At 38.8% G+C, this 18,792-nt stretch carries 14 protein-coding genes and 1 riboswitch; of the genes, 10 read left to right on the forward strand and 4 right to left on the reverse strand.

The genetic code is table 11. The annotated features are described in order from the left end of the window. Positions 1-70: 70 nt before the first annotated feature. Positions 71-1,546 (forward strand): ribonuclease G, encoded by a 1,476-nt coding sequence (gene rng, locus A6B41_RS05145; protein ID WP_027074698.1) that lies wholly within the window; start codon positions 71-73, stop codon positions 1,544-1,546. A gap of 165 nt (positions 1,547-1,711) precedes the next feature. Further along, the gene (gene lysS / locus A6B41_RS05150; RefSeq protein ID WP_027074697.1) at positions 1,712-3,214 is read left to right on the forward strand and encodes a lysine--tRNA ligase; all 1,503 of its coding nucleotides are present in this window, start codon (positions 1,712-1,714) and stop codon (positions 3,212-3,214) included. 37 nt (positions 3,215-3,251) lie between these two features. Here lysS and ygiD read toward each other — a convergent pair whose 3' ends face one another. Beyond that, positions 3,252-4,037, reverse strand: a complete 786-nt coding sequence (gene ygiD / locus A6B41_RS05155; RefSeq protein WP_027074696.1) for a 4,5-DOPA-extradiol-dioxygenase — start codon at positions 4,035-4,037, stop codon at positions 3,252-3,254. 138 nt (positions 4,038-4,175) lie between these two features. Then, a complete protein-coding gene (metX, locus tag A6B41_RS05160; protein ID WP_027074695.1) occupies positions 4,176-5,249 on the reverse strand; it encodes a homoserine O-acetyltransferase MetX in 1,074 nt (357 codons plus the stop codon). 340 nt (positions 5,250-5,589) lie between these two features. On the opposite strand from metX, the gene A6B41_RS05165 reads away from it, so the two are divergent. Next, positions 5,590-6,252 (forward strand): SanA/YdcF family protein, encoded by a 663-nt coding sequence (locus A6B41_RS05165; protein ID WP_032847567.1) that lies wholly within the window; start codon positions 5,590-5,592, stop codon positions 6,250-6,252. A gap of 46 nt (positions 6,253-6,298) precedes the next feature. Here the strand turns inward: A6B41_RS05165 and purU are convergent, their stop codons facing one another. Continuing rightward, positions 6,299-7,135 carry a formyltetrahydrofolate deformylase gene (gene purU, locus A6B41_RS05170; protein ID WP_027074693.1) on the reverse strand — a complete coding sequence of 279 codons (837 nt, stop codon included), beginning with the start codon at positions 7,133-7,135 and terminating at the stop codon, positions 6,299-6,301. Between the two features lie 74 nt (positions 7,136-7,209). Continuing rightward, positions 7,210-7,620 carry an H-NS family histone-like protein gene (locus A6B41_RS05175; RefSeq protein WP_027074692.1) on the reverse strand — a complete coding sequence of 137 codons (411 nt, stop codon included), beginning with the start codon at positions 7,618-7,620 and terminating at the stop codon, positions 7,210-7,212. A 156-nt stretch (positions 7,621-7,776) separates the two neighbouring features. Next, positions 7,777-7,946, forward strand: a riboswitch (Lysine riboswitch). Positions 7,947-8,063: 117 nt separating this feature from the next. Between A6B41_RS05175 and A6B41_RS05180 the strand changes: the two genes are divergently transcribed. From A6B41_RS05180 to polA, 7 genes are all read left to right on the forward strand, one after another. Further along, positions 8,064-9,605 (forward strand): Na+/H+ antiporter NhaC family protein, encoded by a 1,542-nt coding sequence (locus A6B41_RS05180; protein ID WP_027074691.1) that lies wholly within the window; start codon positions 8,064-8,066, stop codon positions 9,603-9,605. Between the two features lie 237 nt (positions 9,606-9,842). Then, positions 9,843-10,595: an SDR family oxidoreductase gene (locus A6B41_RS05185; protein ID WP_027074690.1), complete on the forward strand. Its 753-nt coding sequence runs from the start codon at positions 9,843-9,845 to the stop codon at positions 10,593-10,595. Positions 10,596-10,620: 25 nt separating this feature from the next. Next, positions 10,621-11,811 (forward strand): tryptophan synthase subunit beta, encoded by a 1,191-nt coding sequence (trpB, locus tag A6B41_RS05190; RefSeq protein WP_027074689.1) that lies wholly within the window; start codon positions 10,621-10,623, stop codon positions 11,809-11,811. A 1-nt stretch (position 11,812) separates the two neighbouring features. Further along, positions 11,813-12,622: a tryptophan synthase subunit alpha gene (gene trpA / locus A6B41_RS05195; RefSeq protein ID WP_027074688.1), complete on the forward strand. Its 810-nt coding sequence runs from the start codon at positions 11,813-11,815 to the stop codon at positions 12,620-12,622. A gap of 127 nt (positions 12,623-12,749) precedes the next feature. After that, a complete protein-coding gene (locus tag A6B41_RS05200) occupies positions 12,750-14,327 on the forward strand; it encodes a sialidase family protein (protein WP_084493759.1) in 1,578 nt (525 codons plus the stop codon). A 28-nt stretch (positions 14,328-14,355) separates the two neighbouring features. Continuing rightward, positions 14,356-15,753, forward strand: a complete 1,398-nt coding sequence (locus tag A6B41_RS05205; protein WP_027074686.1) for a YdgA family protein — start codon at positions 14,356-14,358, stop codon at positions 15,751-15,753. Between the two features lie 120 nt (positions 15,754-15,873). Further along, positions 15,874-18,732, forward strand: a complete 2,859-nt coding sequence (polA, locus tag A6B41_RS05210; protein WP_027074685.1) for a DNA polymerase I — start codon at positions 15,874-15,876, stop codon at positions 18,730-18,732. The last annotated feature ends 60 nt before the right edge of the window (positions 18,733-18,792 follow it).

The following is an 18,792-nucleotide window of genomic DNA, read 5'->3' on the forward strand; positions in this document are numbered from 1 at the left end:
ATTTTTGTGTTCTTTATTGTTAAGCTAAGTGATACACTTCAGCATAGTTTTTGTTATTAGAGAAAATATAATGAGCAGTACTGAATTATTGGTGAATGTAACACCAAGTGAAACGCGAGTGGCGTTACTTGAAAACGGTTTATTAAAAGAGTTGCATATTGAAAGGGAAGCCAAACGTGGGATTGTCGGTAATATTTATAAAGGACGAGTGACTCGTGTATTGCCGGGGATGCAGTCTGCTTTTGTGGATATCGGTTTGGAAAAAGCCGCGTTTTTGCACGCATCGGATATTGTTTCTCACACCGAATGTGTGGATGAAAATGAAAAGAAGCAGTTTGTGGTGAAAGATATTTCCGAGCTGGTACGTGAAGGGCAGGATATTGTAGTTCAAGTGGTAAAAGACCCTATTGGGACTAAAGGTGCACGTTTGACTACAGATATTACCTTACCTTCCCGCTATTTAGTCTTTATGCCTGAGAATAGCCATGTGGGGGTCTCTCAGCGTATTGAAAGTGAGGCTGAGCGTGAGCGCTTAAAAGCCTTGGTTGAGCCTTATTGTGATGAACTGGGTGGATTTATTGTTCGTACCGCTGCAGAAGAGGCAACAGAAGATAGCCTAAAACAAGATGTCGAATTTTTAAAGCGCTTATGGCGGAAGGTGTTAGAAAGAAAGACGAAATATCCTGCTAAATCGATGCTGTATGGCGAACTTGCATTAGCTCAACGTGTGTTGAGAGATTTTATCGGTACGCATATTAATGCGGTTTGGGTAGATTCAAAAACAACTTGCGAGCAAGTTAAAGAATTTCTGACTGAGTTTATGCCTGAACTGACAAACTCGGTGAGCTTGTACACTGGAGCTAAAACATTATTTGATGCTTATGGGGTGGAAGAGTCTATCCAAAAAGCATTGAATAAAAGAGTAAATTTAAAATCGGGTGGTTATCTGATTATTGAACAAACTGAAGCAATGACAACCATTGATATTAATACAGGCGCTTTTGTTGGACATCGTAATTTAGCTCATACGATTTTTAATACCAATATTGAGGCAACACAAGCCATTGCACATCAACTTCAATTGCGAAATTTAGGTGGCATTATCATTATTGATTTTATTGATATGCAGGAAGAGGAACACCGTGAGCGAGTATTACAATCCTTGCAAGAAGCCTTAAAAGGTGATCGAGTGAAAACCAATGTAAATGGTTTTACCCAACTAGGTTTGGTTGAAATGACCCGTAAACGGACTCGGGAAAGTTTAGAGCGCATTCTTTGCTGTGATTGCCCTGCTTGTCAAGGTCGTGGTACGGTGAAAAGCGTTGAGACGGTTTGCTATGAAATTATGCGTGAAATTGTGCGTGTTCATCATCTATTTAAAACTGAGAACATTCACGTTTATGCGTCAAAAGATGTGGCTGAATATTTAATTAATGAAGAAAGCCATGCATTATTGGCAGAGGTTCAAGCATTTATCGGTAAGAAAATTGAGATTAAATTAGAACCTTATTATCACCAAGATCAGTTTGATGTAGTGGTGATGTAATCATTGAAATAGAATTTGAGGCTAATTTCGATTAGCCTCAATTTTTTACTATCATTTGCAAAATTTTTAGAAAATCTTACCGCTTGTTTCCTATCCAAATTCCTTAAAATCACGTATAATCGTCCAGTTTTATTTATTCAAATTTAAAAATTCAAAGGTAATTCAATGTCTGAAGTAGAAAATCAAGAATTAGATCTCAATGGCGAAATGTTAGCGCGCCGTGAAAAATTAAATAAAATTCGTGAGCAGGGTAACGCTTTCCCTAATACTTTCCGTCGTGATGCGTTAGCAAAAGATCTTCATACTCAGTACGATTCTGTTGAGGGTGAAGCATTAAAAGAACAAAATATCCAAGTTAAAGTTGCTGGACGTATTATGCTAAAACGTGTAATGGGTAAGGCTTCTTTCTTTACTATTCAAGATGTAAGCGGTGCTATTCAACTTTATGTTGCTCGTGATAATTTGGCTGAAAGCGTGTATGAAGAAAAAGTTAGTCTTTGGGATTTAGGCGATATTATCGGCGTTGAAGGTACTTTATTTAAAACTAAAACAGGTGAGTTAACCGTTCGTTGTTCCGAAGTTCAGTTATTAACCAAAGCGTTACGTCCGTTACCGGATAAACACCACGGCTTAACTGACTTAGAAACCCGTTATCGTCAACGTTATTTAGATTTGATTTCTAATGAAGAATCTCGCCGTACATTTATGATCCGCTCAAAAGTAGTTTCCGGTATTCGTCAATTCTTCTTGGAAAAAGACTTTATCGAGGTTGAAACGCCGATGTTGCAGATTATCCCGGGTGGTGCAGCAGCGAAACCGTTTATTACTCACCACAATGCGTTAGATGTAGACATGTACCTGCGTATTGCACCTGAACTTTATCTTAAGCGCTTGGTGGTGGGCGGTTTCGAGCGTGTGTTCGAGTTGAATCGTAACTTCCGTAACGAGGGGGTTTCCGTACGCCATAATCCGGAATTCACGATGATCGAGTACTACCAAGCCTACGCGGATTACCATGATTTAATGGACAACACCGAAGAGTTGTTGCGTAAATTGGCGTTAGATATTCTTGGTACAACTGATGTGCCTTACGGCGAATATGTGTTTGATTTCGGCAAGCCGTTTGAGCGTATCACTATGCACGATGCGATTGTAAAATACGGCAATGGCATCAAACGCGAAGATTTAGATAATTTTGAGAAAACCGTTGAAATTGCCAAAGGTTTAGGCATTGAAATTCAAAAATCATGGGGCTTAGGTTCGGTCATCAATGCTATTTTTGAAGAGGTGGCTGAACATCAACTTATTCAGCCGACTTTCTTAATGGCACATCCTGCGGAAATTTCACCGCTTGCACGCCGTAATGATGAAAATCCGGAAGTTACCGATCGTTTTGAATTATTTATTGGCGGGCGTGAAATCGGTAACGGTTTCTCTGAGTTAAATGATGCAGAAGATCAGGCTGAACGTTTTGATGCTCAAGTGGCAGCGAAAGATGCAGGCGATGATGAAGCGATGTTTAAAGACGAAGACTTTGTGGTTGCCCTTGAACACGGTTTACCACCGACAGCCGGTGAAGGTTTAGGCATTGATCGCTTAGCGATGATTTTTGCTAACGCACCATCAATTCGTGATGTGATTTTATTCCCTGCAATGCGTCAGAAATAATGATTTGAATAGAAGCACACTTCGGTGTGCTTTTTTGTTACCCGATTTTAATGGAAGTCATGCTAAGAGAGCCTCCTACGATTTCATCATTAAAGAAAGTGATCGCTTCATCATTATCCCGTTGTGCCACAATATAAAGTAGCGGTAAATAGTGTTCCGGTGTGGGTACCGATAAATCTGCGGCATTGCCAAATTTTTCACTCTCAATAATGGCTTGATAATTGCCGTCTGCAATCGCTTTGTTGATATATTCGCGGAATTCGAATGCCCAATCATATCCCGCCCCAAGTTGTTCCATATGTTGCCAGCTAATTGCTCTTAAATTATGTACAATATTCCCACTGCCGATAATAAGTACGCCTTGCTCTCTTAGCGGTTTGAGTTTTTGTGCTAATTCAAAATGCCACTGCGCCGGTTGATGGCGGTGAATACTCAACTGCACTACTGGGATATCTGCGTTTGGGTAAAGGTATTTTAGTACAGACCACATACCATGGTCGAAGCCGCGACTTGGGTTAAGTTCGGCTTGTTCCGGTAAAAGTAGTTGTTTGATTTGCTCAGCCAATTCAGGGGAACCGGGCGCAGGATAGGAGACTTGGCTTAGCTCTTCGGGGAATCCGTGGAAATCGTAAATTAATTCCGGATTTTGACCGCTTGTAATTTGCAGTTTTGAGCTATACCAATGTGCTGAGATCATTAAAATGGCCTTTGGTTTCTCAAAGGTTTGCGTAATTTGTTTAAAACCTAAGTTAAAGGTATTTTGAGCATCTAACACATTCATTGGGTTACCATGGCCAACGAAAAGAGCAGGTAATTTATTCATTTTAGTTTCTCCGTCTTGTTTTTTTTAGGTAGTATAAATAGGAGAATTAGTGATAAAAAGATCAATAAAATAAAAAGATTCTTTCTTAAAAAGAAAGAATAGCAACAAGCGGTCAAATTTCACAAAAATTTTGCAAATTTACTTTGCTAATCCTTGTTTGATCATTGGTTCGAAGAAATCGTAATCGACCAAAAAGGAGTCATGTCCAAAATCGGAATTGAATTCGTGGAATGCTAATTTAACGCCGGCCTGTTCTAATTTTCGTTTGCTTTTATACACATCAACTTGCTTGAATAGCTGGTCGCTGGTTACGGTAATAAAGGTGTAGTTGGCTTTAATACGTTTTAAGGCGATTTCTTCGCTTTCATAGCCGAGAGCAGGGGTGTAGAGATCTAATGCTCTTAATAATCGAAGATAGGTATTTGCATCAAATCGACTTAAGAATTTTGTTCCTTGATAGCTTAGATAGGATTCCACTTGGAAATAATCCCCCCAAATAGCCCCGGCTTGTTTGGTTTCACGCCCAAAGGCTTTTGCTAATTGAATATCAGTACGGTAGGTTAGCATACCGAGCATACGGGCTATTTTTAGCCCATTTTCAGGGGCAATGCCATCATAATAATCGCCCCCGTTAAAGTGGGGATCATTAATAATCGCTTGTCGCATAACATGATTGAAGCCAATCGCTTCTGCGCTTAATGTAAGCGAAGAGCAGAGGTTGATTATATTATGTACATGTTCCGGGTAACTAATTCCCCATTGTGTTGCTTGCATACCGCCAAAAGATCCGCCTACTACTGCATGGAGTTGGGGAATTTCAAGATAATCAAGTAGGGCTTTTTGTACATTAACAATATCTTGTACAGTAATAGTAGGGAACTGGCTACCATAGGCTTTGCCTGTTTGTGGGTTAATGGAAGAAGGACCGGTTGTGCCTTTGCATCCGCCAAGAACATTACTACAAATAAAGAAGTATTTTTCAGTGTCAAATGCTAAGCCTTTGCCGATAAAGTCTTGCCACCAACCTTTTTCGGTGGAGGAGTCGTAATAAGGCTCTGCATCGCCTGTTAGAGCATGGCAAATTAGCACAGCATTGTTTTTTTCGATATTGAGTGTGCCATAGGTTTGGTAAGCAATAGTAATAGGGGAAAGCTCGCCACCTAGTGCAAGTTGTAGTGGTTTTTCCTCAAAAAGCGTAATATGCTGAGCCATAAAATCCTTGTATGAATAGTCTTTTTATTGTGATCCCTTTGGGATATTTTTGCGTTGCCAAAAAAACAGTGTTTTTTGACCGCTTGTTATTATGATGTTGGTGCTGTTAAAGCATAAATTAGCGGTGTTCATTTCAATTGTCAAGAAATTTTAGACGTCTAAACGTCTAGATTTTTGAACGGCTAAAAAACTGACGTTTAGAGGAATAAATCATGCCTTACTCTTAACAAATGAAGTGAAATAGAATAAATTTATTGAACAATTGAAGTAGTTAGCTTGTCTTTAAACGGGTAAGCAAAAATAGATCAGGGAATTCCATTTGAATCAAGAAAAAGAAAGTATGGCTATTTTGTCGTTATGGCAGCGAATTAAGCAACAGATGATTAAACTGTTTAAAATCATTGTCGGATTGAATTTGTTTGCAATTCTTGCTTTATTAGTGATTGATGCCCTAACTAGCTATATAGTAAGAGATAAAGTTTATACAAACATTGAACTGCTCCCTCATAGGGAATATGCAGTGGTGCTGGGGACGGCTAAGTTTTATACCAAAGATGTTATTAATGAATACTATAAATATCGTTTAGATACTGCGGCAGAATTAATTAAAGATGAAAAAGTGGATAAATTGTTGCTAAGTGGTGATAACAAAACACCTTATTATAATGAGCCTAAAACGATGACCGTTGATCTGTTAAAAATGGGAATTGCAACACAAAAAATTAAACAAGATTATGCAGGTTATCGAACCTTCGATTCAATCATTCGAGCTAAAGAGGTATATAAATTGCCGCCATTTACGATAGTATCGCAAAAATTTCATTGTGAAAGGGCATTGTTAATTGCAAAATTTAGAAATATTGATGCTATTTGTTATGCAGCAAAATATCCAGAGGGCGCCTATCAAGTAAGAGTTAGAGAAATATTAGCTAGAGCAGCGATGATGTTGAGCTTACTTACAGGAATGGCTCCGGAAACATTAGAAGATCTGCCCTCTAAATAAGCAAGCAAAACAGCCGACTATAATCAACCGGCTGTTTGTATATGCTTTAGAGAATAATGGTTTTATTTTTATAGACAAATACTTTGTCTGAAAGGACCAATTCCAATGCTTGACTTAGGACGGTTTTTTCCACATCTCTTCCTGCACGCATCATAGCTTCTGCGGTATAGGTATGATCCACATTAATCACATTTTGCATAATGATTGGACCTTCATCTAATTCGTCATTTACAAAATGGGCAGTTGCGCCAATAATTTTTACTCCACGTTCATAAGCTCTTTGGTAAGGTTTTGCCCCAATAAACGCAGGTAGGAACGAGTGGTGGATATTCACAACCCGATTTGGGTAGCGTGCAACAAATTCAGGGTTGAGTACACGCATATATTTAGCGAGGACGATATAATCTGGCGTATATTCGTCAATCTTTTCTGCTAACAACTTATCGTGTTCAACTCGAGTTAAATTTTCATGGCTTACTAAGTGGAATGGTACGTCAAAACGCTCAACTAATCCTCTTAATGTATCATGGTTACCGATAACAGCTGCAATTTCTACATCTAAACCACCGTAATAGTTTTTCATTAATAAATCACCTAAGCAGTGGGCTTCTTTAGTGACTAAAATAACAATTCTTTTTCTCTGTTTCGGTAATAATTTGTAGATAGAACCTTCAGGCAGTGTAAAGCCTAGATCGGCTAATAAAGTTTTATCATTAAAAATCCCTTCCAATTCAGTACGCATAAAAAAACGTTTGGTTTCGTTGTCGACAAATTCAGAGTTTTTAATAATATTTAATTGGTGTTTGTAACAAATATTAGTAATTTTTGCGACCAGTCCTGTATCATCAGGGCATTCAGTTAATAAGATTTTGTGTTCGATCATTTATCATTCCTATTATAAAATAGGAGAACTCTGTTTGAGTTCTCCCTTATTAAAATAAAGCCGGAATTAAGCAATTAAATTGCAAAATCCTCTAATTTTTTACCTTTATCTAAAGCTTGTTGAAGAGCTTTTGGTGTTCTACCTTGACCTGTCCATGTTTTTTCATTGCCATTTTCATCAGTGAATTTATATTTTGCAGGACGAGGCGTAACTGCTTTGCGAACTTTACGGTTTTTAATTACTTTATCAGCTAATAATGCAGCCAATTCATCAATAGAAAGCCCATCTTGTTTCAACATTTCTTTGTATTTATTTAAGCTTTCTAGTTGTTTGGCTTTTTCTAATTCTTCAAGTTTAATTTCTTCTTCTTTTTCTGTAATAATAACGTTAAGTTTTTCTGAAATAGATTTTAATTGCTCAAGATCTAACTCTTTCGCTAATGTACGTAAGCTGCGAATATTTAAAAGGCTTTTTAACGCTGACATTTTTATTCTCCTAAATTAATTCAATAATGTCCTAACAATGATTTGATCATCTTGTTGGGTTATTTATCATATCTTAAAAGATATTTTAGGTAAATAAATATAAATAAAAATAGATACTTTATATCTGAAGCTATTCATGCTATCTTTAGCCGTCCTACAAATTGTAGAGGTGCAAATTCAATAAGTATTTTTTCTGAGTGGAAAACGATGAAGAGAAAGGAAAGGTGAATTTGCCGAAATCAGTTAAGCGTCATCTTATCTGGTTGGGGTCGTTGTCGAAAGAAACGACACTGTCGTAGTAAATGCTACGGAGTGCTACTGTTAGGGTGGGTTTCAATTTTATATATTTACCTTCCTTCATATATTTATTTGTAATAAATATTCCCAGTAGATCTCTTGTTTGGCTATTATTCTTATTTTATACAAGTCATTTTAGAGGTTTTATGAATCTAGTTGATTACTCTACATCACTTTGGTCTGTGTTACCGGCGTTGATTGCATTGATTTTGGCAATTCTTACCCGTAAAGTGATTATTTCTTTAAGTATCGGGATTATTTTTGGTGCCTTTATGCTCACTAACAGCAGTTTTCTTGATGCTTTAACTTATATTAAAAACAGCGTGGTATCTTTGGTTTATAAAGGACCGGAAGAGGGGTTAAATTCAAATAATGTAAATATTATTTTATTCTTAGTATTATTAGGTATTTTAACCTCGTTATTAAGCATTTCAGGCAGTAACCAAGCATTCGCAAATTGGGCTCAGAAAAGAATTAAAAGTAAACGTGGCGCTAAATTAGTTGCAGCAGGTTTAGTTTTTTTTACCTTTATTGATGACTATTTCCACAGTCTTGCAGTGGGCGCGATTGCTCGTCCTGTAACAGATAAATTCCGTGTTTCACGTGCAAAGCTGGCTTATATTCTGGATTCAACTGCCGCACCAATGTGTGTGTTGATGCCGATTTCAAGCTGGGGAGCTTACATTATTACCTTAGTTGCCGGTTTATTGGCAACACATTCAATTACAGGCTACTCGCCATTGGGGGCCTTTATGACAATGAGTGCGATGAATTTCTATGCAATTTTTGCAATGATTATGGTCTTTATTGTCGCTTACTTCTCATTTGATATTGGCTCTATGGCACGTTTCGAACGTCAAGCAGAAAAATTAGCCGAAGTTGAGGAAGAACATATTGAAGTTAAAGGTCGTATGCGTAATTTAGTATTTCCAATTTTAGCTTTAATTTTAGTAACGGTTTCAATGATGTTTAAAACCGGTGCTGATGCATTAGCTGAAGCGGGTACGCCATTCTCGATTTTAGGTGCTTTCGAAAATACTACGGTGGGGATTTCTTTGGTTGCAGGTGGTTTAGCCGGCTTAATTGTGGCAACTATTTGTATCATTGCAAGCGGTAATATTTCTTTTAAAAATTACATCCGATCTTATGGTTTAGGGGTGAAAATGATGTCCGGTGCAATTACTATTTTATTCTTTGCATGGACAATCAATGGTGTGGTAAGTGATATGCAAACCGGTAAATATTTATCAGGTTTAGTAGGGGAGCATATCGCAGCAGGTTTTTTACCGGTAATTTTATTCGCATTAGCAGCGGGAATGGCATTTTCAACGGGAACAAGTTGGGGAACCTTCGGGATTATGTTACCCATTGGCGCAGCAATGGCAGTACACTCTGACCCTGCACTAATCATTCCATGCTTATCTGCAGTAATGGCAGGAGCAGTATGTGGTGACCATTGCTCCCCAATTTCAGATACCACGATTTTATCGTCTACAGGCGCACAATGTAATCACATGGATCACGTAGTTTCTCAATTACCTTATGCACTGTTAGTTGCAGCAGCATCTATTGTGGGCTATTTAGTTGTAGGCTTTACTCACTCCGCATTATTAGGTTTTCTTGCAACTGCTGTGGTAATGGCACTACTTATTTGGGTATTTAGAACAAAAAATGCAGAAAATAAGTAGTTAATTTTTAAAAAATGTGAAGAGTATCACAGTATTAAATAAATTTATTAGTTAGAATACAAATCAAGATATGGATATCTGATGTTGTGTTATATAATCTTAAAATAAGATCCTCCTATGTATTAGCGTACCTTTTGGTACGCTTTTTTCTTTTTATACTAATAGTAATATTTTTTCTTGCATAAATTGAACTTTTGTACTACTTTAATAGTACATTTGTATTTTGAGGGTAAAAAAATGAAAGTAGCGTTAGTGACAGGAGCAACAGCCGGTTTTGGTTTGGCTATTTGTAAATTGCTGATTGAGTCCGGTTATAAAGTAATTGGTACGGGCAGACGTAAAGATCGATTGGAAGAATTGCATTTGCAATTTGGTGATAATTTTTTACCGCTTGCATTTGATATTCAAAATCCTATTGAAGCCGAGCAAGCTTTAAATAGTCGTCCTCAAGATTGGCAACAGATTGACTTATTAGTAAATAATGCAGGTCTGGCTTTAGGTTTAGAACCGGCTCATAAAGTGAATTTGGAAGATTGGTATCAAATGATTGATACTAATATCAAAGGCGTAGTGACGATGACTCGTCTTATTTTACCTGAAATGGTAGAACGCAATAATGGACATATTATTAATATTGGTTCGATTGCCGGAACTTATCCTTATCCGGGAGGAAATGTGTATGGTGGAACTAAAGCTTTTGTAAAACAATTTAGTTTAAATTTACGTGCTGATTTAGCCGGCACAAAAATTCGTGTGTCAAATGTCGAACCGGGCTTGTGTGGCGGAACCGAGTTTTCAAATGTTCGCTTTAAAGGTGATGCTGAAAAAGTAGCGAAATTGTATGAAAATGTAGAATTTGTTCGCCCGGAAGATGTGGCGAATATTGTACTATGGCTCAACCAACAACCTGAACACGTGAATATTAACCGCATTGAAGTGATGCCGGTTGCACAATCTTCCGCAGCATTAAATGTCGTAAGAAATCTTTAGTAAGAAGATGATAAAAGGAAAAATTATGTCAAACACACTTCTTAATCCTTATTTCGGTGAATTTGGTGGCATGTATGTGCCGGAAATTCTAGTACCGGTTTTAAAACAGCTTGAACACGCTTTTGTAGAAGCCCAGCAATCTACTGAGTTTCAAGCTGAATTTGCTGATTTACTGAAAAATTATGCTGGGCGACCAACGGCATTAACCCTTTGTCGTAATTTAACCAAAGGGACCAAAACGAAACTTTACCTTAAACGGGAAGATTTATTACACGGTGGCGCCCATAAAACTAACCAAGTGCTAGGACAAATTCTGCTGGCTAAACGGATGGGTAAAACCCGTATTATCGCCGAAACAGGTGCGGGGCAGCATGGTGTGGCAACTGCATTAGCCTGTGCTATGCTCGGTATGCCTTGTGTGGTCTATATGGGGGCAAAAGACGTTGAACGCCAATCACCCAATGTGTTCCGTATGCGTTTGATGGGGGCTGAGGTGATTCCGGTAGAAAAAGGCTCATGCTCGCTTAAGGATGCTTGTTGTGAAGCAATGCGTGATTGGGCGGCAAATTATGAAACCACCCACTATCTGATTGGTACGGCTGCCGGCCCCCACCCTTTCCCGACTATGGTCAGAGAATTCCAAAAAATGATTGGTGAGGAAACCAAACGCCAAATTTTAGAAAAAGAAGACCGCTTGCCGGATGCAGTGATTGCCGCCGTAGGAGGTGGTTCCAATGCGATTGGCATGTTTGCTGATTTTATCGAAGAAAACACAGTGAAATTAATCGGAGTTGAGCCGGCAGGCAAAGGCATTGAAACAGGTGAACACGGAGCCCCATTAAAACACGGTACCACAGGCATTTATTTCGGGATGAAATCGCCAATTATGCAAGATAAAGACGGGCAAATTGAAGAGTCTTACTCTATTTCCGCGGGCTTAGATTTCCCATCAGTTGGTCCACAACACGCTTATTTAAATGCGATTGGACGAGCGGAATATGTTTCGATTACCGACCAAGAAGCCTTAGATGCGTTCCAAGCGTTAGCGAAAAATGAGGGCATAATTCCTGCTCTTGAATCATCTCACGCGTTGGCGCATGCATTGAAATTAATTCAGCAAAATCCGGAAAAAGAGCAGTTACTGGTGGTAAATTTATCCGGGCGTGGGGATAAAGATATTTTCACGGTGGATAAAATTTTAAATGGAGGTCACTAAAATGAGCCGCTTTGATACGTTATTTACCTCGCTTAAAGCGAAAAACGAAGGCGCTTTTGTCCCGTTTGTTACGCTATGTGATCCGGATTTTAATCGCAGTTTTGAAATTATTGAAACAATGATTGAAAGTGGTGCTGATGCCTTAGAGTTAGGTTTTCCGTTTTCCGATCCGCTTTTAGATGGTCCGGTTATTCAAGCCGCTAATAAACGTGCGTTAGATGGTGGTTATAGTACGGATGCTTGTTTTGAAATGATTGCCAAAATTCGGGCAAAATACCCTGAGATTCCAATCGGCTTATTATTGTGTGCCAACTTGATTTTTGTGCCAACCGCAGATAAGTTTTTCCAACGTTGCCAACAAACAGGAGTAGATGCGGTTTTAATTGCGGATCTTCCTATTTTGGCTGCTGATGAATTTGTGCCAACTGCTAAGAAATATGGTGTTCAACCTGTATTTATTTGCCCACCAAATGCGGATAATCTTACCATTGAGCGTATTGCACAGCTGACTGAAGGCTATACTTATTTAGTTTCTCGGGCAGGCGTAACCAGTGCGGAAAATCAAGCTCATGCCGGCAATTTGGATAATTTAATCGAAAGTTTGAAAGGCGCAAAAGCTGCCCCGATTTTACAAGGCTTCGGTATTGCTAAACCTGAACAGGTTAGAGAAGCTCTTGCGCTTGGCGCGGATGGTGCGATCTCCGGTTCGGCAATTGTGAAAATTATTGCAAGCAATTTGAGCGACCAACAGAAATTAGTCAGCGAATTAGCCGAGTTCGTGAAAGCAATGAAAGCCGCAACCAAAAGCTAAGCTTACAAGCGGTTCTTTTTCACCAAAAATTTGCAAACGCTTTTAGCGAAAGTTAAAAGCGTTTTTTGCTGTTCAAATTTAGTGCATTAGGCTAGAATAGCCGCCTTAATTTTGACTATTCAACCCTATGAAATTCGTTATTCCCTTTTGTTTATTCAGTCTATTGTTGCCCTACAGCCTCGCCAAGCCCCTAGCAGGTGCAGTGAATGGCAAGAGCGATTTTGAGCTTGAAATTGCTAATAATATTATCGTTGAATATGAAACGCCGCTCTTTAGTGCGAATAAGTCAGCCAAAAATTATCGTATTCCCTCGCTATTAACTACAGAAGATGGCGTGGTGATTGCAGCTATCGATAAACACGAATTTGATAACAAAGATTGGGGGAATATTGATTTGGTGATCCGCCGAAGTTTAGATAACGGCAAAACTTGGCAAAATGACCAGGTCGTGATTGATTTAGTCGAACAACCCTACAACGCCCCTTATTTTGAAAATACGCAATCGGCCTTTGTGATCGACCCACTAATGGTGCAAGATAAAGAGTCGGAACGTATTTTCTTACTGATTGATATGTATCCTGAATCCAGTGGTATTCACAGTCATATCAGCTACCAAGGTAAAAGAGAGCCGGCCTCACCCGCCAATGTGTTAGGCAGTGGCTATACTCATATTGATGAGCAGCCTTATTTACGTTTGAAAGCCAAAGATCAAACCTATACTTTGCGTGATCCTCAAGGGAATTTCAGCACGATTTACGATAGTGAGAATAAGCCTACCAATTACAAAGTGGTAACAAAAGGCAATTCGAGTAAAGCCTACCGAGATTTAGGCGATGTCTATTTAGGCGACATTAATGAGGCAAATTATCAAGGTAATATTTTTCTCTCTTCACAAAAAGAGTTTAATCGTTCAGCCCCGTTTAGTGTAGAAAAGACCAGCTATTTATGGCTGATTTATAGTGATGATAACGGCAAAACGTGGTCGAATCCAAGAGATCTCAATCCACAATTGAAGAAAGATTGGATGAAATTTCTTGGCACCGGCCCCGGCACCGGCGTGCAACTTGAAAATGGTACTTTGCTGATGCCTGTCTATTTCATTGATAAAAATGATAACGAAGCTACTGCGGTGATTAAAAGTAGTGATGGTGGTGAAACGTGGGTAATGGGCGAATCACCGCTTTATTCCCATTCTAAAGAAAGTGGCAAAGCTCTTTATAAAGCCAGTGAATCGCATATTGTGGAATTAAACAACGGTGTGATTAAAATGTTCACCCGAACCAATAAAGGGAAAGTTTTAGTTTCGACCAGCAATACGGAAGGTATGACGTGGCAAAGCAGTGAGTTAGATGATGAGCTGCTTAATTCTTATACGCAATTATCGGCAATTAAATATTCGAAAAAAATCAATGGAAAAGAGTATATTTTGCTCTCAAATGCTCATTCGAAACAGATGTGGAAACGCATTAACGGTAGGGTATGGATTGGTGAAATTAAGCCAGATAATAGTATTGATTGGCAAGATTATATTCAGATTACAGCCGGTAATGAAACATTTGGCTACAGTAGCTTAGCTGAATTACCGGACGGAAAAGTCGGACTTCTCTATGAAAAGGTAGGTGGAGAGATAAGATATGTTCGCCTAGAGGTTGAACAGATTCTAAAAGATGATAAGCTAGAGCGGCACAAGCGATCATTTTTTTAACATTTTTTGCAAATAAAAGGAAAAAACGATGAAATTAACAAAAATTGCAGTTTCAGTTGTAGCAATACTTGGTGTAGTTTCTGTAGGTGGCAGTTGGTACACAGGTAAACAAGTTGAAGAAAAATATCAACAACTGATTACTCAATCCAATGATATGTTTAAAAACTTTGCTAATGAATATGGCACTAAAGTTGAAATTAAAGATGTGCAGATTAATCGTGGCTTTTTTAGTTCTGATGCGAAATATCGCCTAGAAGTAGAAATGATTGATGGTGAAAAATTAGATTTTGTCGGTAACGATAAAATTCATCACGGTCCATTACCGCTTAACCGTTTAGCGAAATTCAACTTTGTCCCTGTGTTGATGAGTATGGAAAATCATATTCAATCTCCTGAGCAATTCAAAAAAGTTTTAGGAGAGAAATTAGGCTCGGGAGTAGCAAATATCAGTTACTCCGGTAAGGCTGAGGGAGAATTTACCTTCTCGCCAATTAAAGTGAGTAATGAGCAAGCTTCGATTGAAAGCACGCCAATTAAAATGGAATATAGCTACGACCAAAATGCTATAAATATGCTAAGTTCTATCACTTTAGATGACCTTAAAGTAAAAATCGAAGATGGGGATTTTAACATTCAAGGTCTATCTTATGAAATCCAAACCAGTGATAGTCAAGGCTATGCAAATTTAGGTTTAGGAAAAGGTGGCTCAAAAATCAAAGCAATTGAATTTAAATCTAAAGAAGGTGAGCTAACACAGATTAAAGATATTGTAGCCAAGGGCGATAATGTCTTAAAAGGTGATCGCGTAGTTTCTTCTGCGCAAGCTGAGGCTGCAACTATTCAAATAGCGGGCGTTGATTTGGGTAAATTCAAAATGGATATGCTAACCGATTTTGATGCTAAATTAATGAATGATATTGTGCCGCTACTTTCTCACTCTGAAGCTTTAGAAAATGAGCAAATCGGTGAAATGGTATTGGAATTACTTTCAAAATCATCAAAATTCAATATCAATAATTTCTCATTAGAGAAAGCTAATGGTAAGTTTGATATCGCGCTACTTCTAAATTTAGCTCAATTCTCTCCACAAACTGTGAGTGATTTAAATACGCTATTAAAAGCAATGACATCAAGCAAATTTGCATTGAATGTAAATCGTGAATATCTCGAAGATATTATGCGTCAAGTGGCTATCACTCAAGAAAAATTAACGGAAGACGAAGCAAAAGCCAAAGCAGAGCAAGAAGTTAATACGATTTTTGGCAGCAGCTTAACGGGGATGTATGTGATTGATGGCAATAACTTGAAATCTGAGTTAAGTATTAATGATGGTAAAGTGTTCCAAAACGGTCGTGAATTAAGCGAAGATGAAGTTCAAATGGCGCTGTTTATGATTATGATGGGGACTGGCTCACTCGGCAAGTAATTCGATATATCTCTAAGTGAAGCGTATTATCTGCAATGGCAGAAATACGCTTTTTTATCACATTAAGCTCCGATTCTTGTATAATAAAGCCAATATTTACTTGATTCTAAAGAGATTTTTATGGCAACTATCGCACAAAACCCTCTCGTTCTGGTGGACGGATCCTCTTATTTATATCGTGCTTTTCACGCATTCCCACCTTTAAGCAATCGCCATGGTGAGCCAACAGGAGCAATGTATGGTGTGCTGAATATGTTAAAAAGCCTCATTGCCCAAGTGCAGCCGAGCCATATTGCGGTAGTATTTGATGCGAAAGGCAAAACATTCCGTGATGAATTGTTTGAGCAATACAAATCTCATCGCCCGCCAATGCCGGATGATTTACGCCCTCAAATTGAACCTTTGCATCGCATTATCAAAGCCCTTGGCATTCCACTTATTTCCATTGAAGGAGTCGAGGCTGATGATGTGATCGGCACACTTGCGGTGCAGGCGGCGAAAGAGGGTAAAGATGTGTTAATCAGCACGGGCGATAAAGATATGGCACAACTGGTGAACGATCACATTATGTTGATTAACACCATGAACAACACCTTGCTTGACCGTGAAGGTGTGATTGAAAAATACGGTATTCCGCCGGAATTGATTATCGACTTTTTAGCGCTAATGGGGGATTCCTCGGATAATATCCCTGGCGTAAAAGGGGTCGGTGAAAAAACTGCACTTGCTTTATTGCAAGGTATTGGCTCGCTGAAATCCATTTATGCAAATTTAGATCAGGTTGCTACACTTTCTTTCCGTGGTGCAAAAAACTTTGCTCCGAAATTAGAGGCGGAAAAAGAAAATGCGGATTTATCTTATCTGCTTGCCACTATCAAAACTGATGTGGAATTAGACGTGACTCATGATCAGCTTTTAACCCAGCCGCAAAATCGTGCCGAGCTTGCTCAGTTATTTGAGCATTATGAATTTAAGCGTTGGTTAAATGAAGTGAATCAGAATGCCAATCCGGTAACTCAAACCCTAGCTGAAAAAGTGCCGAATAATTATCAAGCCACACAAGCGGTCAAAAAAGAGGAAAATTTTGCAACTGTAGTTCAAATTGACCGCAGCAAATATGAAACGGTTGATACTGAAGCAAAACTTGCGGCTTGGCTCAAAAAATTGCAAGAGGCGAAACTATTTGCGGTAGATACTGAAACTGACAGCCTCGATTCTGTTTCGGCAAATTTAGTCGGCATTTCATTTGGATTGGAAAACGGCGAGGCATGTTACATTCCGCTGGGGCATAAACAAAAAGCTCAACCGAAACAGGCAGATATGTTTAGTGATAGCGAAGATGGGCATGGTGAAACTGCGGACGAATTGGTAAAAAATCAGCTAAATTTGACCGCTTGTTTAAGCCAATTAAAGCCGATTTTAGAAAATGTGGAGATCAAAAAAATCGGACAAAATATTAAATATGATTTAACTGTATTGGCAAGTTATGGCATTGAACTGCAAGGTTTAGCCTTTGATACGATGATTGAGTCTTATACCTTAAACAGTACAGGTCGTCATAATATGGATGATTTGGCTAACCGCTATTTAGGACATAAAACCATTCCGTTTGAAGAGCTTGCTGGCAAGGGCAAAAATCAGCTTACTTTCGATAAAATTGAGATCGAAAAAGCCGCTGAATATGCTGCGGAAGATGCGGATGTCACCATGAAACTACACCAAGTATTGTGGGAAAATTTAGCTAAAGAACCTGAATTAGTGAAGTTGTTCGATGAAATTGAAATGCCGCTTGTTAGCGTACTTTCTCGTATTGAACGTAACGGTGTGTTGATTGACCCGAAAAAATTACTCACCCAATCAGCAGAAATTGAACAGCGTTTGGCAGAAGTAGAGCAGTTGGTTCATGCAGAAGCAGGGCAGGCGTTTAATTTGGCATCCACTAAGCAATTACAAGAAATTTTATTTGAAAAATTAGGTTTGCCAATTATTAAGAAAACGCCAAAAGGTGCACCTTCTACCAATGAAGAAGTGCTGGAAGAATTAGCCCAGCAAGGGCATATTGTGCCGAAATTGTTAATGGAGCACCGTGGCTTAAGCAAGCTGAAATCGACTTATACAGACAAACTTCCACAGCTAATTAACAAAAAAACAGGGCGAGTACATACTTCATACAACCAAGCAGTAACAGCAACAGGTAGACTTTCTTCAAGCGATCCGAACTTACAGAATATTCCTATCCGTAACGAAGAAGGCAGACGCATTCGTCAAGCCTTTATTGCCCGAGAAGGTTACAAGATTGTGGCGGCGGACTATTCTCAAATCGAACTCCGCATTATGGCACACTTGGCGGATGATGAAGGTATGATTACCGCGTTTGCTCAAGGAAAAGATATCCATCGAGCCACTGCCGCTGAAATTTTTGGTGTAGCGTTAGATGAAGTAACCGGTGAACAACGCCGAAGTGCCAAGGCGATTAACTTCGGCTTGATTTACGGAATGTCATCCTTTGGTTTATCAAATCAGCTTGGTATTGGACGGGCGGAAGCACAAAAATATATGGATCTGTATTTCAAACGCTACCCGGCAGTGCAGCAATTTATGACTGATATTCGCGAAGTAGCGGCAGAGAAAGGCTATGTAGAAACTTTATTCGGTCGCCGTTTGTATCTACCTGATATTAAATCCGGCAATGCGATTTTACGAAAAACAGCAGAACGTGTGGCAATTAACGCCCCAATGCAAGGTACTGCAGCGGATATTATTAAAGTAGCGATGATTGGTATTGATAATGCGATTCGTAATAACGATGACATCAAAATGATTATGCAAGTTCATGATGAATTGGTATTTGAAGTGAAAGCGGATAAAATTGAGCATTATAGTCAGCTTATCAAAGCCGAAATGGAAAAAGCGATTAATCTTAAAGTACCGTTAATTGCGGAAATCGGTATTGGTGAGAACTGGGACGAGGCACATTAGTCTATACAATTGAATGCTTTTATTGTATTGTTGTAGTAGTTCGTTGATATGAAACTTTTA

Origin of the sequence: Mannheimia granulomatis, from assembly GCF_013377255.1 — a bacterium.
Lineage (GTDB): Bacteria > Pseudomonadota > Gammaproteobacteria > Enterobacterales > Pasteurellaceae > Mannheimia > Mannheimia granulomatis.

Coding starts and splice junctions, on each gene's coding strand:
- rng (WP_027074698.1), top strand. CDS start 71: ATGAGCAGTACTGAATTATTGGTGAATGTAACACCAAGTGAAACGCGA.
- lysS (WP_027074697.1), top strand. CDS start 1,712: ATGTCTGAAGTAGAAAATCAAGAATTAGATCTCAATGGCGAAATGTTA.
- ygiD (WP_027074696.1), bottom strand. CDS start 4,037: ATGAATAAATTACCTGCTCTTTTCGTTGGCCATGGTAACCCAATGAAT.
- metX (WP_027074695.1), bottom strand. CDS start 5,249: ATGGCTCAGCATATTACGCTTTTTGAGGAAAAACCACTACAACTTGCA.
- A6B41_RS05165 (WP_032847567.1), top strand. CDS start 5,590: ATGGCTATTTTGTCGTTATGGCAGCGAATTAAGCAACAGATGATTAAA.
- purU (WP_027074693.1), bottom strand. CDS start 7,135: ATGATCGAACACAAAATCTTATTAACTGAATGCCCTGATGATACAGGA.
- A6B41_RS05175 (WP_027074692.1), bottom strand. CDS start 7,620: ATGTCAGCGTTAAAAAGCCTTTTAAATATTCGCAGCTTACGTACATTA.
- A6B41_RS05180 (WP_027074691.1), top strand. CDS start 8,064: ATGAATCTAGTTGATTACTCTACATCACTTTGGTCTGTGTTACCGGCG.
- A6B41_RS05185 (WP_027074690.1), top strand. CDS start 9,843: ATGAAAGTAGCGTTAGTGACAGGAGCAACAGCCGGTTTTGGTTTGGCT.
- trpB (WP_027074689.1), top strand. CDS start 10,621: ATGTCAAACACACTTCTTAATCCTTATTTCGGTGAATTTGGTGGCATG.
- trpA (WP_027074688.1), top strand. CDS start 11,813: ATGAGCCGCTTTGATACGTTATTTACCTCGCTTAAAGCGAAAAACGAA.
- A6B41_RS05200 (WP_084493759.1), top strand. CDS start 12,750: ATGAAATTCGTTATTCCCTTTTGTTTATTCAGTCTATTGTTGCCCTAC.
- A6B41_RS05205 (WP_027074686.1), top strand. CDS start 14,356: ATGAAATTAACAAAAATTGCAGTTTCAGTTGTAGCAATACTTGGTGTA.
- polA (WP_027074685.1), top strand. CDS start 15,874: ATGGCAACTATCGCACAAAACCCTCTCGTTCTGGTGGACGGATCCTCT.